This is a genomic window from Lacinutrix undariae, assembly GCF_052934785.1.
In genome coordinates, this window is sequence record NZ_CM128809.1 from 254,121 (window position 1) to 269,627 (window position 15,507).

Below are 15,507 nucleotides of genomic sequence, written 5' to 3' on the forward strand. Positions count from 1 at the left end.
TGTTTAGTGACTAAGAATATCAGTGGTGATACGTTCGTTATAATGTTCAAAAGTAAACTTAAATACCATAGCCTCCATAGCTTTTAAATAAGTTTTATAACCAACGGGATCTAACGCCATAATTGTTCTGATAATTTGTAATGTCGTCACTGCCGTAACCGGATCTATAACAAAACCATTCACATGTGGTTTAACATATTGAACAATCGCTGAAACATCAGAGACCATAGGAATACAGCCAAAATTCATAGCTTCAGCAATTACTTTAGGAAAGCCTTCCGATGCGGTTGTGGGCATAATAAACACGTCTGATTCCCGGTACACATCAAAAACAGCAGTTCGCGATAAAAAACCATGAAATATAATACACACGCCACTAGAAGCGGCTAACCGCTGATAACGTGCCATATCGGCACCATTCCCAACCAAATGTACCGCTTTAACTTGTGACTTCTCAACTGTAGAAAGCGCGGTAAATGCGGCAATAATTCGCCCAACTCCTTTTTCATCTTCTAAGCGTCCAGCATAACAAAAAGTCCAAGATTTAGGGAGCATTCTAGTCCCTATTAATTCCTGGCCTTCGGCAACATCAGCAACCGTTAAACAAGGGTTTTCAAAAGTCAAACTATGTTTAGGCTGTGTCTCCCATTGTCCGTTTATAGTGACAGTCCGTTTCTGATGCCGCAACATAAAACGTTGCAAAGCATAACCTAAAGGGGCTTGGGCCTGATTCCAATTCCCAGCATATTTATACCAGCCTTTTTTCTGACTAAAAAAGCTGAGGTACGGTATCAAATACACACCAATTCCAGTAGGGGTGCGCAATTGAAAACAATCTACTTTTCTTAAGGTCTCCGAAACCGTTTTAAGCACTTTCGGGGCTTTAAAAAGGGTATCAAATTTACTCAACACAGTACGTCCGCCAGAAGGTGGCAAAGGGACAAACACCACTTGGTCCGAAGCATAAGCTAAAGCACTTGCTGGTGCGTCGCCTTCATGCAACATCGCTACATGATAAATGGTATCAAACACAGCTAACAAATGATTTATTTCATTCACCGTAGGACTCCAACCTACAATGGTACCGTTGGTAGTTTTATAATGTGCGGTATGTGATATAATAGCGAGTTTCACGAATAAATGGCTTTAAGGTAGGTTTTTATAATGCTTGACCAACTGTGTTGATGAGCCCATATTTTTGATTGTTCGCGATAGCTGTCTTTATGAGACATAATATCTTGCAAAGCATCTATAAATTGAACACTAGAAGTATTAGAAACTAAGCGTCCCGAATAGCCGTCTTTTATAGCATCTGCAATTCCGCATCCTGTAGCACCAATACAAGCTAAACCAAAATAATTAGCTTCTAGTAATGCAATACCAAAGCCTTCAACATCTCCTGTAGTCGTATGCTGACTTAACATCACAAAAACATCACAAGAGTGTAAAAAATTATAAAATTCTTGGTGGCTTGCCCGTCCATGAAACGTAATATGATGAGCAACACCTAAAGCTTCAGCGACCTCTAAAAAAGCAGCTTTTTCGGTAGGCAAGCCTACAATATAATAATGAAGATCAGGATATACTTTTAGCAATTCAGGGAGTTGTTTTATCACATTAAGCTGCCCTTTACGTGCGGTTACATTTCCTACTGTAATCAGTTTCGGACTGCCTTTCAAATCTAAGCGTTCTGGACTAACAGCAGCTAACGTTTTTAAATCAATCCCATTGGGAATCACTACAATATTGGGGTGTACCTCAGCAACTAAACTTTTGGTATATTGAGAAACTGCTATAACTTTAGCAAAGCGTTTTAATGAACGTTCTACAGCTTTCTTAAGAGTTTTATGAGTAAAATTCACTTCAGTACCATGAATAACGGCAACATAATTTCGCTTGTAAAACAAACTTACAAAAGCCACAATCCATAAAGAGAATTTACCAGAGGCCATGACAACATCTGCGGTTTTAATATGTGTAAACAATAACCAAATACGAGTAAAGTACATTATAAAACGAAAACGTTGTAAGGCGACACGATGGACTTTAAAATTCAGTTTACCATCAAAATCACGTTCTTCCTGCCCTGTAACTGTGCGTTGATCGGCAATCACAGAAACCCCAATATTTTCGGCACTAATATGCTGTGCTAAATTATAGGCATGATGTCCAATCCCTCCTGGCAAAGGGGGGAATTCGGAACTTACTAAAAGAATATGTTGTTGCGCTTTTTCCAATTATAATGTGTCTATTAACGGACCTTGTTCTATTTTTTTACTGGCTTGTTTCCAAGAGATAATGACCTGAAAAATAACCAGTGGTACAAGCAACAAAGAAACAAAAACACCAAGAAAAAGCATCCCTTTATGGGTTTTAAATTTATAAGGCATAATAGATAATGGCACGGTACGCCACAAGGCTTTTTTTGCCGCAGCATTACCGTAATAACGTCTAAAAAGATATAAAACACTTGGTATAGGCCGTGGTGCAAATATTTTTTTGGTTCTAAAAGCATCCCAACTGCCCATATCCCGTAAACCACCACTACCAACTTTTAAATGCAAACGATCGGCATAGGGGTTAGAGATATTAAGCATACCGTGTAAATAGGCACGTAAGCCGTATTCGCCATCGCCCATACGTTGTTTTTCAAACTGACGATCAAACAAGCCAATTTCAGAAAATAAAGCCCTTTTCAATAATACATTACCGGTATCCAATTGATCGCTAATTCTAAAAAAAGCATAATGTGCCGGGATTTTAGCCCCTACTTTTGAGATAGAAATGCCCGAAGATAAATCGGCATTAAAAAAGTCTAAACATTTTAAATGATGACGAATCCAGTGGGGAGCCACACGACTATCATCATCAAAAAGTAAGATATAATCACCTTTAGCTTGTTTTATAGCCGTATTACGCGCCAACCATAAGGCTTTTTCTTCTTGATATAGTAATGTTAAATCAAGTTTAAATGCTGAATAAAAATCCTCCTGAAACGGGGCAGATTGATCAACCACAATAACTTCAAAGTTTGTATAGTCTTGAGCTTCCAAATCTTCAAGGACATCTTTAAGATATGGATAACGGTTTAAAGTAGGAATAATAACAGTCACTTTGGGTGCTGCTGAAATTAAAGGCGACTTAAAGTTGTCCCAATTAGGATAAAGAATAGGCGTTTTTAAATAATGACTACGTGTTACGGCTCGAGTACTCAAAAAACCATGAAGTTCTTTTATGGGGTTCTTAAAACTAAATAGTCTAAAAACTAAAATATAAAACACCCAAAACACACTAAAATAACGGCGTGAAAACACATAATTATCATGTACAGAGACGTTTTTTATAACTTTATAAGTGCTGGCATCTCCTATATATCCTTTTTGTAAGGCTTGCCATGACAAATCATAGTCCTTAGCGGTGTCACTTTTATAATGTGATACCAATTCTAACTGGGTAATTATAGTGTCTGGCAATTCGCTAACTACAGGAAACACACTAGCACCACTTGCCTTTGCTAAAGAAAAGTAATTGGTAGGTTGCAGATATTTTAAAAATTGAAATAGCACTTCTTATTTTTTTATTATATATTATTTTAGATAAAAAACACAAACACGTTACAGCATATTACTTAGTAAAACACCACACAACATGACCTGTACTTAAACCATATTTTTTTATTACTAACGGATCTAAGTTTTTTACTTCCAATGTTTCTGTAGTAAACCCTACAGCTTCAAAACGTTTATAATAATCTAAACCACAACTTCTACAATGATCATCATGTCCATGAATTTTCTCATAATCTTTATATAAAATTGTATCATCTTCAAACGTTTTAGGACTATTAACAGGATATATAGGTACACTCATCAATAATTTACCTCCTGGTTTTAAGAGCCTATAAACCTCATAAATGGCTTTTGTATCTTCAACAATATGTTCAAAAACATGCCATATAACACTCAAATCATAAGTATTTTCTTTTAATCCTGTAGCCTTTAAATCTGCCACAATATTTATATGTGTAATAGGTCTTATATCAAGTCGATCATACTGCTTAACATTTTTTAATTTTGAAACAACACTATTATATTCACTCAAATTAGGAGCAACGTGTAGTACTTTTTGTTCACGCTTTACTAATTTAAAATATGCTAATGAAAAAGGTATTAATCGTGTTCTTGCTAATGACTTACATTTAGGGCATTTACCGTTATAAAACTGACGCCCTTTCCAATTACAATTTTCACATAAAACAACAGCTCCTTTGTAATAGTATTTATAAAAAAATAGTATTATATATTTTTTAAGAGCATAAAAATAAGCACTAGGATTTTTTATAATATTTTTAATCTTCATATAGTAAATCAGTTAGTAGAATTCAAATAACACTTATCGTAGAGTTCCAAATGGTAATAATTAATAAAGGCCTAAAATAATAACATTAATTATCTTACGCGATTTTTATTGATTGTAATTAACCTTTATGTGTGTTATTTTCTCATCAATATAATCTTGTTTATTTTCCTTTTCTAATAGTCCATCATTTATTAAATCCGCAAACCATTCTGTAAATTCCTTTGCGCCTTTATAGTTTAAATGCTCTAAATCTCCATACATAGAATTCAATAAAGGAAATTTAGAAAAATCCATATATTCAGAATTTGCATATCGTGTTTTCAGAATTTCAATATACGCTTCTTCATTCTCATAACCTTTATATTTATCATGCAGTGGACTTCTAATTAAAACTACTTTTTTATTCTGCCGCTCAATAAATGTTATTATAGAATCTAGGTATAATAGATTAACTTCTGAAATTTCTTTTTTAAAGTTTCTATTCTTATTTTTTGACTGTTTTAAACTTGACATATTTTTTATAATGGAATCAGTTTTATCTCTTTCCAAATATAAATACCCTCCTATTTTATTTGAATAGTTTAAATCATCATTAAAAATTCTAATTGTTTTCTTTTTTACAGAAAGAGATAAAGAATTACTATATGCTTCTGAATTATTTTTGAATAACATTACATTATCTCCAAAACTCATAAAAGAAGAATATCTAGGAAATCTATTAGACATGTACTTTTCTCCCCATATCCATTCATCCATACCTTCATTTATTTGATTATTTGTATACTCAACAAAAACCACCTCTATTGATGGATTTTGTAATATAACAGGTTTTATCTTTATATAATTGTAGAAATAGGACTCTCCAGACTCTGAGATGTTTTTTAAACTAGGCATTAATGAGTCATTAAATGCACATTCAGGATGTGAATGCCCTAAAACTATATATTTCGGGTTACTTTTTAGTATAAAATTCGCTTTTTTTCGTTCTATTAATGACGTGCTAATTACAATCAAAGTAATCACACTTAAAAAAAGAAATATAAAAAAAAAAGTAAGTTTAATAAATGCTTTCATAGTTAAAATTGAAAATATATAAAATCCTGCTGTTTACCCTGATAAATAAAAATTAAGATGCATATTAAAATATAAAAAAACCATCTATAAAAACGTTTATTTATTTTTAAAACACTAGCTAATGTGTGTTCGTCTTCTCTTCCAAACCATTCTATAATGATAAAAAATAATATTAATAACAGAATATTTGTAGGTCTTAATTCTGGAATTGTAAATAATGAATTTGATATTATCCCTTGTATATAATTAATAGCATGACTAATATTTTCTGCTCTAAAAAATATCCATGCCAATACAGTTAACCCAAAAGTAAATAACATTAAAAACAATTCTTTAATACTAGGTAGATATTTCCCTTGAGCAACTATATCTATATGATTTCTATTATTATTAGTCATAAAAACGGGTAGGAAATACAGAGCATTTATAGCTCCCCAAACTATAAAAGTCCAATTAGCACCATGCCAAAAACCACTAACTAAAAAGATGATAAATACATTTCTAACTTGTTGCCACTTAGAACCGCGAGACCCACCTAAAGGAATATACAAATAATCTCTAAACCAAGTAGAAAGCGATATGTGCCAACGTCTCCAAAATTCAGCAATATCTCTTGAAAAATAAGGAAATGCAAAATTTTGCTTTAAATTAAAACCAAATAAACGTGAGGTTCCGATAGCTATATCTGAATACCCTGAAAAATCCCCATAAATTTGAAATGTAAAAAATAGTGCACCAAGCACTAAAGTACTTCCTGAATATTCTGATGAATTATTAAAAATAATATTGGCATATTTTGCACAATTATCGGCAATAACTACTTTTTTAAACAAACCCCAAAGTATTTGTCGCATACCATCAACAGCTTTTGAGTAATCAAAATGTCGTTTAGCATAAAATTGTGGTAACAAATTAGTAGCACGTTCAATGGGTCCTGCAACCAGTTGAGGAAAGAAACTTACAAAGGCTGAAAATGCTATAAAATCTTTAGTGGGTTCTAATTTTCGTTTGTAAACATCTATAGTATAACTTAACGTTTGAAAGGTGTAAAAACTGATCCCAACAGGTAAAATGATATTTAAAGAGTTTGCGGCTATATCACTTCCAAAAAAAGAAAAAGCTGATATAAAATTATCAATAAAAAAATTATAATACTTAAAAAACCCTAGAAAACCTAAATTAATAAAAACACTCACCCAAAGTAATAGTTTCCGTTTGATATTATTGTCTTCTTTTGATAAGAAAACTCCAATTGAATAATCGACTATAGTACTAAAAACAATTAATGATAAAAATCTCCAATCCCACCAACCATAAAAAACATAACTAGCAACAACTATTAAAAGGTTTTGTATTTTTAAATATCTATGCGTTACAAACCAATAGAGGATAAAAACGATGGGTAAGAATACAGCAAAATCAATAGAGTTAAATAACACTTATCTTGGGGTTTGAAATGATAAAAAATTAATAAAGGCCTAAAATAATAAACATTAATTATCTTACGGGGATTTTTATGGGATATAAAACAGGTCATTTTTTAAATTAATTATAGGGCTTCAAAAAAACCTTTTAATCGCAATTTGCCTTCCCAAAGTTGTCGGTTAGCACGACATAATGCTATTAAATCATCAGGATCTAATTGCTTATGAAATTCTACAACCTTATCCGCTAATAAGTCTAATTCGTCTGCTTCAACCCATACCATATGCTGCTTCCAATCAATAACATCTTGTAAAGGCAAAAAACCATCGGTATGTACATATACAGGAATCCGTCCCATAGCTAAGGTTTCATATAAGCGTACCGAAAAATTTCCAGCACCACGTACACATAACACATATTGAGAGGCTGTCATATTATCAAAAAACGCTTGAGTAGAACGTTGCCTATCCGTTATAGTTTGTGCACCTGCCCTATATTGACTACGCCGTATAAAATGAGTTGTAATACCTGAACTCTTTTGTAAAAGTTGTAAACAATGACTTCTATATTTTGGTGCGATAAAAACAGGGTTTGCATCGTCAGTATTTCTAATAAACAAAGACTTAATTACTTTTAAATAGGCTTTAATATAGCGCTTTAAAGTGGGGAGCAATCGGCCTTCGGCATAACCACAAAATCCTACAATAGGTAAATTTGTATATACGGGATCTATAATCGTTGGACTGTCATAATGCGCTAACATAGGATCTTCAATAAACACAGGTAAGCCTTCATGATAGGCAGCTAACCGACTGACAAACCCACTCATTCTAAACACACGTATATTAGAGACATCTGGAACTTTAACACCTACGTCTCCTATATTTACGGTCCATACGACTTTATGTAATTTCTGAGCGGCTTCAATTAATAGCTGAGCATCTTCTAGTTTGTTTTCAAGACGATAATAATTCCAAGACATGGGCAATATAACCACATCAGCCGCTGCTATAGATGCTACAAATACCACATCGGTTTCCGAAATACCGTACATCAGTTGACGGGCGTCATCTGTAAACCCATCATCTTTAAGAAATGCTTTTAGTAACGGAAACACATGTCCTCGATAGGCTTTGTTATAATGTGATTTTGGGAAATAGACCTTCATAATTAAACCGTATAAAATTCCACAAAAGCCTTCTGCTGTTGTGCTAATGTAAACGCATCCTCAATACGCATTCTTGCGCGTTTTTGAAACTGCTCTTTTTCTAAAAACTCCAAATTAACAACCGTCTTTATACAAGTCGCTAACAAGTGAGGAGAGCGTTTTGGCACCACCCAACCGGTTTCGCCATGTATAACGTTTTCAGGTAAACCTTCTGCATCACTCACAATACATAAACAACCTGAAGCTTGGGCTTCTAACACGGCATTACAAAAGCCTTCCTGAACACTATACTGTAAATAAACATCTGCTTTTTGCATATATTCAGCTACAACTTTTGGCGATACAGCGGGCAATACTTCAACCTCAGCTTCCAAGCCTAATTGATGTATAGCAAATAGTAAAGCTTCGCGTTCTGAACCATCGCCAATAATTTTATATTTAAAAGCAATACCTTTAGCTTTTACAAAAGCTAAAGCCTCCAATGTTGTAACTAATCCTTTTTTCCAATGTAAACGCCCTACAGTGAGTAGTTCTGTTACTTTACCGTCCTTTATACTATTAGAACATGAAAAAAAATGAGCATCTATGGCGGGAGTAATTTTTGTAAAAGGCGTTGTATTTGGTAAACCTTCTTTATAAGCTAAGGCTAATAAATCATCAGAAATCACATGTACTTTATCTACTTGCGGCCATAAAGTATGGTAACAGTTGTTGTGTTTTAATGGATAAATAGCAATATCAAATCCCCTCAAACTTACCGCGAGTTTTGCGCCTATAGCTTTGGCCACATGTTCGCGCTGTAGGGCTAAAGTAGCAAAGCCAAAATGTACCCAGTCAGCACGCGCTTTTAAGAGATGCGAATTTAAATACAACCGTTTAAACACCTGTGTCCAACGGCTTTTTGACCCATGTTCTAATTGTATAAATTTTCGGACTGCTTTCAAATGAAAAAGCAACGTAATACATATACAAAAACTCCTTAATAACTGAATAAAAAGTTGTTTAGACACTTTTGGAGCAACAACTACTTTACACAATTTAAATTTAGAGTTAGCCTTTCCAACATATAAAGTCACCGTATAACCATGCGCTTGTAACCCTTTTATTTTAGAATTAAAAAAGGTTTCAGAATATGCTGGAGGCTGTGCTAAGACTAAGGCTATTTTTTTAGGCATCTATTTTAATAAATTATGATATAAAATTTCTCTAGATTTTATGAACGCTTTAATAGCGTATACTTTTAATACTTTTTCGCGCATAGCTAATCCTAATGCTTTACGGGACTTAGAGTCTAAACTATTAAATTCTAAAAGTAGTTGACAAAGTGCATCAATATCTCCTGCTTCAAAAATTTGTGCCTCAAAACCTTTTAAAATATCGGCTACACCTGCAACTCTTGATCCAAATACAGGAACCCCCATCGCCATTGCTTCTACAGGTGCAATAGGCATGCCTTCTTTTTTACCTTCATTCTTAGTAGGAATAACAAACACATCGGCTAATGATAAAAAAGAAGATACATTCAGTTGTTTCCCTGTAAATATAATTTGCGAATATGCTTTACAATATTTTAATTTTAATTCTGCTACATATTCAGATCTATCATCACCTACTAATAACAACTTAACATGTTGTAATTTAGTTTTTATAACGGCTTCTATTAAAATTTCTATTCCTTTTACAGGCACCATATTAACTACAGAAATAACAACAAAATCATCTTCATTTATTCTATAAGTACTTTGTAATCTTTTATCTTTTTCAAGTGGTTTATATGCATTAGTATCTATACCTAATGGCAAAAAACTAGCTGATACTTTTGGCATCGGATTAAAAAATTCAGTCATCATACTCTCATTTATAGCAATTACATGTGTACTTAATAGAGATTTCCAACGCCATGCTTTATTACCCCAGCCCATTGCTTTTTTTGTGTACACAAATTTCACACCTGCTAACTTGGCTGCTAAAGCTTCTGAAAAATCAGAACTCCAATGCCACGAATGAATCAAATCCCAATTATGAGCTTTAAAAAAGCGCACAACTTTTAATAAACGAAACGGGAAAGACCAAAAGGGTTTGTATGTTGTTTCATAAGGAAATACATGTATAGGGACTTGTAATTTTTCTACTTCTTTTATAAAAGCACCTTTTTTATGCTTCACTAAAATCTCTGGTATAAATTTAGTTTTATCTAACCCCTTCACTAAATCATAGACGACCTTACCACTTCCTGCGGTATCAAAATTTGGAATGGTATATAATACTTTTATCTTCTTTTGCATCGATAGTCTTCTATTTTTTGGCTAATCTAATGTTTTACTAATTCTAAATTTATACCATATCATCCAAAATACGTTTGCTTTCATTTCAACTTAGACTTAATTCTACGTTTCATTTTATTTAGAAATCTAGCATCTCTAAAGTTTAATAATATATAATAAACTCCTAATAGATAAAAACGAACTCCATAAGCTTGCCCCCATTCTAATAATACTTGAGTTCTTAAAGCATACTTATATACAGGTTTGGTTACAACAGAAGGAAATTCATACATCATTGAGCGTAACAACTCTCTTGTTGCTTTAAATTGTTTCTCTTTATTTGAGGTTACAGAATTTCGATTTTCAGAACGATCTACCTCCACTAAAACATCATGTATTCCATGAATTTCAGAGACTAAAGAAAACCTCAATACATAGGTCCAATCTACACTAATACTCGGGTAGTGCTGTGTAAAATACAAACCATTATCTATATGAACTTGCTTTTTGAACATCATACAACTATTTACAACCTTAATTTGCTGTTTATAATTGAGTAAAAACATCTCCTCTCCTATTGGGTATTGTTTTTTATTAACTAAAAAACCTGGAAACTGAGCTAAAACAGTATCTCCACTTACAAAATTTGCAATACCTGATACCATTCCAATATTTAAATCGGCATCTAATACGGCGACTTGTTTTTCTAATCTTGTCGCTACATAATAATCATCTTGTTCTGCAACGGCTATATATAATCCATTAGCATGAGATAACAAACGATTCATTGTAGAACCTAGCCCTCTATTTTTTTTATTTTTTAAGATGTTTAACTTTAAAAATTGCTCTCTATAAGATTCTAAAATAGTTTCAGAATCATCATTAGACCCATCTATACATGCTACTACTTCAAAATCCTTAAAAGTTTGCGCACATAAACTATCTAAAGTTTTAGAAAGTGTTTGCGCTCCATTATAAATAGGTAATATAACTGTTACTTTCATTATAGACTATTTTGCATTGTTTTTAAACCACATTTGTAATACCAACAACATATTAATGGCATGTGCATTCTCTAAGGCATTTTCTGTTTTAAATTGCTCTAAAATTTGTAATCTAAAACTTTTAGGGATAAGCTCTAAAAAATCTTCCGATAAAATATGAGTTTCTAAATGTGTCATATTTTCCGCGCCTAAAAACTGCAACTCCCAATTACGTTGTACATAAGATTGGCCTACAATACTTTTTAAGCGTCGTTTGGCTTTATTTATAATACGATATGGTAAATTATAAGGGACTTTATTTTTAGGATAAGTATATAAATTAAAAGGCCTATGATCTTGCCAAGGAATCTTAGCAACTTTAGGATTTTGCTGCTTTATATAAGCAATTTGTAAACGGCGTCCTGCTAAATAAGACTCTGGTAGGCTGCAAATAAATGCACACATCCTGTCATCATAATATGGTAAATGTATGTGATGCGCCTTTTCAAATACAGCGAGATTTACAGAAGTCCAACGTGGGGCCCAATACAAACTTTTAAAAGCACGTATTTGTGCATTCGCGTCTTCTGTAATATTTATGTGCTGTAATAATGTTGTAATTCTATCTAATAAATAATGTTTAAAATCACCTTCTAAATCCCACAGGTTCCATAAACTATCGGCAAATTCTAAACCGCCTCGTTTGCATATTTTTTTAAGAATAATAGCAGCTTGCACCTCTAAAGATGCATCTGAAGCAACACCCATATCATCAAATAACACATCGCCCCAATGTCCTAACGAAAAATCACCTGTCATGGGTGTTAACGCTTCTAAAACAGCCATTTGTCTTGGTGCACAAAAATCAGAATAACAGCCATTAATTGCTGCAAGCTCGTCTATAGTGTCCCATAAATAACCCTTCGGAATTTCTAATTGTTGGAAAGGAAATCCACAAGCTTTTGCTATAGATGCCGCAATTTTAGTTTCAGCATAACCATCAACAAACTGATAGCTGTACGATTGCACCTCAGCACCAATACGCTTTAAGGCTACAGCTTGTGAGCGACTATCCAAACCACCAGACAAGGGTAAAATAACCGGCTGATCTTGAGTTTGTGTTTTTACAATGTCTTCAAACAAGGTAGTAAATTCTTCCAAGGCGGTTTCAAAAGAAATCGCTCTTGGACTATGATGCCAATTAAACCAGGGTTTATAATCTATTAAAAAACCGTCAGCATCAATAGTACAAATATGACCTGCTGGTAAAACCACTTCATTTGTCCAATAGGTATCCATATCTAGAAAAAAACCAGTAGCAGCAAAAATGCAAATAGCTTCTTTATTGAGCGCCTTTTCACCTTTTACTTTGGCAAAAGTAGGCGTTACAGGAAGTATAGGAGTCGTAATGGTTGTCATAATATTAAATCACAACGAATATAATAATTTCAAGTAAAGAGAATGCCTTTTTTATATTGTTTTGTCACTTCGAGTGATTTTGAGCAGCGCAGCAAATAAAATTGTATCGAGAAGTCACTTCGAGTGATTTTGAGCAGCGCAGCAAATAAAATTGTATCGAGAAGTCACTTCGAGTGATTTTGAGCAGCGCAGCAAACAAAACTGTATCGAGAAGTCACTTCGAGTGATTTTGAGCAGCGAAGCAAACAAAATTGTATCGAGAAGTCACTTCGAGTGGTTTTGAGCAGCGAAGCAAACAAAATTGTATCGAGAAGTCACTTCGAGTGGTTTTGAGCAGAGCAGCAAACAAAATTGTATCGAGAAGTCACTTCGAGTGGTTTTGAGCAGCGCAGCAAACAAAATTGTATCGAGAAGTCACTTCGAGTGGTTTTGAGCAGCGCAGCAAACAAAATTGTATCGAGAAGTCACTTCGAGTGGTTTTGAGCAGAGCAGCAAACAAAATTGTATCGAGAAGTCACTTCGAGTGGTTTTGAGCAGAGCAGCAAACAAAATTGTATCGAGAAGTCACTTCGAGTGGTTTTGAGCAGCGAAGCAAACAAAATTGTATCGAGAAGTCACTTCGAGTGGTTTTGAGCAGCGCAGCAAACAAAATTGTATCGAGAAGCACTTCGAGTAATTATTTAAAACACGGTAAAAAATAAGCATATCGAGAAGCCACTTCAAGAGTCCTAAATTGTTTTTTCTAAAAAAAAATCATAATTTAAACTATGAAAACTTACTATGTATATATTTTAAAATGTAAAGATAACACCTACTACACTGGTGTTACTTCAAATTTAGAACAACGTTTTGAAGATCATCAATCAGGTAAATACAAAAACAGTTACACATCACACAGACAACCTTTAAAACTTGTTTTTTATGCTACATTCACAGAAATAACTTTAGCTATTTCTTTCGAAAAACAAATAAAAAAATGGTCTAGAGCAAAAAAAGAAGCATTGATTAATAATGAATATGAAGCTTTACCCAATTTAGCTAAGAAAAAATTCAAGTAATAAACGCTCTCTATACTGCTTGTCACTTCGAGTGATTTTGAGCAGCACAGCAAACAAAATTGTATCGAGAAGTCACTTCGAGTGGTTTTGAGCAGCGCAGCAAACAAAATTGTATCGAGAAGTCACTTCGAGTGACTTTACAAAGCGCAGCGGTTCTCGATACACCTCATGCTTCGGCACTCGAACTGACATAAATAGTAACATTAAACTTGTCACTTCGAGTGGCTTTACGAAGCACAGCGGAGTAAAGTTGTATCGAGAAGTCACTTCGAGTGGTTTTGAGCAGCACAGCAAACAAAATTGTATCGAGAAGTCACTTCGAGTGACTTTACAAAGCACAGCGGTTCTCGAGACACCTCATGCTTCAGCACTCGAACTGACATAAATAGTAACATTAAACGTGTCACTTCGAGTGACTTTACGAAGCGCAGCGGAGTAAAGTTGTATCGAGAAGCACTTCGAGTGACTTTACAAAGCGCAGCGGAGTAAAGTTGTATCGAGAAGTCACTTCGAGCGACTTTACGAAGCACAACGGAGTAAAGTTGTATCGAGAAGCAAACAGGCATTAACGCCCAACCACCCCTTCATACAATTCAACAAACTGACCAATACTATCCTCAGCATTAAAATGAGTTTTCACAAACTCATGTGCATTTTTAGTAATACGCTGCAATTCTATTTCTGGAGTTTGAGCACAATCGTAAATAGCCTCGACTAGAGCTTCTGGATTACGAATAGGAACTAACCATCCGGTCTCATCAGGTATTACGACTTCTGACATACCGCCACAATCAGTACTTATTACAGGAATTCCTATAGCCATAGCCTCTAAAACCACATTGGCAATACCTTCTCCTAAACTTGGTAAAACTAGCACGTCGCAGTCTTGTAAGAAATCGAATAAAGCGTCTTGCTTTAAGCCTTCAATGATAGTTATCTTATCATCTAATTCCAGCTGGTGCAACTGAAACAAAGCAGCTTCAGATAACGGACTACTAGACACGCAACTATACTGGAATGAAAAATCACCCAACAAACTGATAGCATTAAACATATCACGCATCCCTTTTATCCAATGAAAACGTCCTATAGTTACAATCTTTAAAGGCCGTTCTTTTTTCTCAAAAGGGCGATAACGCAATACTGCCGATTGAGGGATGGGAGAATGAATAACAGTTATACGATTGGCTTTTGCACCATACCGTTGTGCTTCTATGCCTATAGCCTTAGATACCGCATGAAAAGCCTTTACTTTTGGAAATACCCCACGATACAGCCTTGCGATATTAGGTGCTGTTATTGGGGTTTGATTGATATGAGTCCCTCGTAAACTTAATACAATAGAAATATTAAAGACATCTTGTAAAGGTATAAAATCAGCAATGCCTTTAGCCCATTGCAGATGTAACACATCGGGACGATATAAGACTATAGGCAACAATTTACGATACCAATTCCATTGACTGTACAATGACGAATATTTACTTATTATTTTATATAATTGAAATACGTTCTTAGGACTTTTAAACAGAAGCGCTACAGTTCTGTAAAAAGTGATCAAGAAATCACGAAATACAGAGCCCGAGTTAGCATATACTTTTATATTAGGGGAAGCATATTGTGTTTTAGCAGACATGGTTCCAAACAAAAATACCTCGTGTTTCTCTGCCACACCTTGTATTAAATGTTCTACAAATGTGGTACTTGGAATATTTCCTGAAAAAATCGCTATTTTTAAAGGGTTGGTTTGTTTCATA

13 protein-coding genes are annotated in these 15,507 nt (G+C 34.1%); 1 reads left to right on the forward strand and 12 read right to left on the reverse strand.

The window, feature by feature from the left end; genetic code table 11:
• Positions 1 to 3: 3 nt before the first annotated feature.
• From ACU4C5_RS01215 to ACU4C5_RS01265, 11 genes are all read right to left on the reverse strand, one after another.
• The gene (locus tag ACU4C5_RS01215) at positions 4 to 1,134 is read right to left on the reverse strand and encodes a glycosyltransferase (protein WP_446845237.1); all 1,131 of its coding nucleotides are present in this window, start codon (positions 1,132 to 1,134) and stop codon (positions 4 to 6) included.
• Positions 1,131 to 2,237 (reverse strand): glycosyltransferase family 4 protein, encoded by a 1,107-nt coding sequence (locus ACU4C5_RS01220; protein ID WP_446845238.1) that lies wholly within the window; start codon positions 2,235 to 2,237, stop codon positions 1,131 to 1,133. The genes ACU4C5_RS01215 and ACU4C5_RS01220 overlap by 4 nt, the downstream gene beginning before the upstream one ends.
• Positions 2,238 to 3,566, reverse strand: coding sequence for a glycosyltransferase family 2 protein (locus ACU4C5_RS01225; protein ID WP_446845239.1), 1,329 nt, complete (start codon positions 3,564 to 3,566; stop codon positions 2,238 to 2,240).
• Between the two features lie 58 nt (positions 3,567 to 3,624).
• The gene (locus tag ACU4C5_RS01230) at positions 3,625 to 4,359 is read right to left on the reverse strand and encodes a methyltransferase domain-containing protein (RefSeq protein ID WP_446845240.1); all 735 of its coding nucleotides are present in this window, start codon (positions 4,357 to 4,359) and stop codon (positions 3,625 to 3,627) included.
• Positions 4,360 to 4,464: 105 nt separating this feature from the next.
• The gene (locus tag ACU4C5_RS01235) at positions 4,465 to 5,433 is read right to left on the reverse strand and encodes an LB_356 family protein (protein WP_446845241.1); all 969 of its coding nucleotides are present in this window, start codon (positions 5,431 to 5,433) and stop codon (positions 4,465 to 4,467) included.
• Positions 5,434 to 5,435: 2 nt separating this feature from the next.
• Positions 5,436 to 6,872 (reverse strand): MBOAT family O-acyltransferase, encoded by a 1,437-nt coding sequence (locus ACU4C5_RS01240; RefSeq protein WP_446845242.1) that lies wholly within the window; start codon positions 6,870 to 6,872, stop codon positions 5,436 to 5,438.
• 110 nt (positions 6,873 to 6,982) lie between these two features.
• The gene (locus ACU4C5_RS01245; RefSeq protein ID WP_446845243.1) at positions 6,983 to 8,026 is read right to left on the reverse strand and encodes a glycosyltransferase family 47 protein; all 1,044 of its coding nucleotides are present in this window, start codon (positions 8,024 to 8,026) and stop codon (positions 6,983 to 6,985) included.
• A 2-nt stretch (positions 8,027 to 8,028) separates the two neighbouring features.
• Positions 8,029 to 9,201 carry a glycosyltransferase family 4 protein gene (locus tag ACU4C5_RS01250; protein WP_446845244.1) on the reverse strand — a complete coding sequence of 391 codons (1,173 nt, stop codon included), beginning with the start codon at positions 9,199 to 9,201 and terminating at the stop codon, positions 8,029 to 8,031.
• Entirely contained in the window at positions 9,202 to 10,311 is a 1,110-nt protein-coding gene (locus tag ACU4C5_RS01255; RefSeq protein WP_446845245.1) for a glycosyltransferase, read from the reverse strand.
• A gap of 80 nt (positions 10,312 to 10,391) precedes the next feature.
• Complete coding sequence (locus tag ACU4C5_RS01260) at positions 10,392 to 11,294, reverse strand: glycosyltransferase family 2 protein (RefSeq protein WP_446845246.1); 903 nt, start codon at positions 11,292 to 11,294, stop codon at positions 10,392 to 10,394.
• Positions 11,295 to 11,300: 6 nt separating this feature from the next.
• Complete coding sequence (locus tag ACU4C5_RS01265; RefSeq protein WP_446845247.1) at positions 11,301 to 12,692, reverse strand: asparagine synthase-related protein; 1,392 nt, start codon at positions 12,690 to 12,692, stop codon at positions 11,301 to 11,303.
• Between the two features lie 767 nt (positions 12,693 to 13,459).
• Between ACU4C5_RS01265 and ACU4C5_RS01270 the strand changes: the two genes are divergently transcribed.
• Positions 13,460 to 13,750 carry a GIY-YIG nuclease family protein gene (locus tag ACU4C5_RS01270; protein WP_446845248.1) on the forward strand — a complete coding sequence of 97 codons (291 nt, stop codon included), beginning with the start codon at positions 13,460 to 13,462 and terminating at the stop codon, positions 13,748 to 13,750.
• 565 nt (positions 13,751 to 14,315) lie between these two features.
• Here ACU4C5_RS01270 and ACU4C5_RS01275 read toward each other — a convergent pair.
• Positions 14,316 to 15,506: a glycosyltransferase family 4 protein gene (locus ACU4C5_RS01275; protein WP_446845249.1), complete on the reverse strand. Its 1,191-nt coding sequence runs from the start codon at positions 15,504 to 15,506 to the stop codon at positions 14,316 to 14,318.
• Position 15,507 lies beyond the last annotated feature (1 nt).

Excerpts from the sequence above, each read along its gene's own strand:
- ACU4C5_RS01230 (WP_446845240.1), bottom strand. The coding sequence starts at position 4,359 with ATGAAGATTAAAAATATTATAAAAAATCCTAGTGCTTATTTTTATGCT.
- ACU4C5_RS01235 (WP_446845241.1), bottom strand. The coding sequence starts at position 5,433 with ATGAAAGCATTTATTAAACTTACTTTTTTTTTTATATTTCTTTTTTTA.
- ACU4C5_RS01245 (WP_446845243.1), bottom strand. The coding sequence starts at position 8,026 with ATGAAGGTCTATTTCCCAAAATCACATTATAACAAAGCCTATCGAGGA.
- ACU4C5_RS01250 (WP_446845244.1), bottom strand. The coding sequence starts at position 9,201 with ATGCCTAAAAAAATAGCCTTAGTCTTAGCACAGCCTCCAGCATATTCT.
- ACU4C5_RS01255 (WP_446845245.1), bottom strand. The coding sequence starts at position 10,311 with ATGCAAAAGAAGATAAAAGTATTATATACCATTCCAAATTTTGATACC.
- ACU4C5_RS01260 (WP_446845246.1), bottom strand. The coding sequence starts at position 11,294 with ATGAAAGTAACAGTTATATTACCTATTTATAATGGAGCGCAAACACTT.
- ACU4C5_RS01265 (WP_446845247.1), bottom strand. The coding sequence starts at position 12,692 with ATGACAACCATTACGACTCCTATACTTCCTGTAACGCCTACTTTTGCC.
- ACU4C5_RS01270 (WP_446845248.1), top strand. The coding sequence starts at position 13,460 with ATGAAAACTTACTATGTATATATTTTAAAATGTAAAGATAACACCTAC.
- ACU4C5_RS01275 (WP_446845249.1), bottom strand. The coding sequence starts at position 15,506 with ATGAAACAAACCAACCCTTTAAAAATAGCGATTTTTTCAGGAAATATT.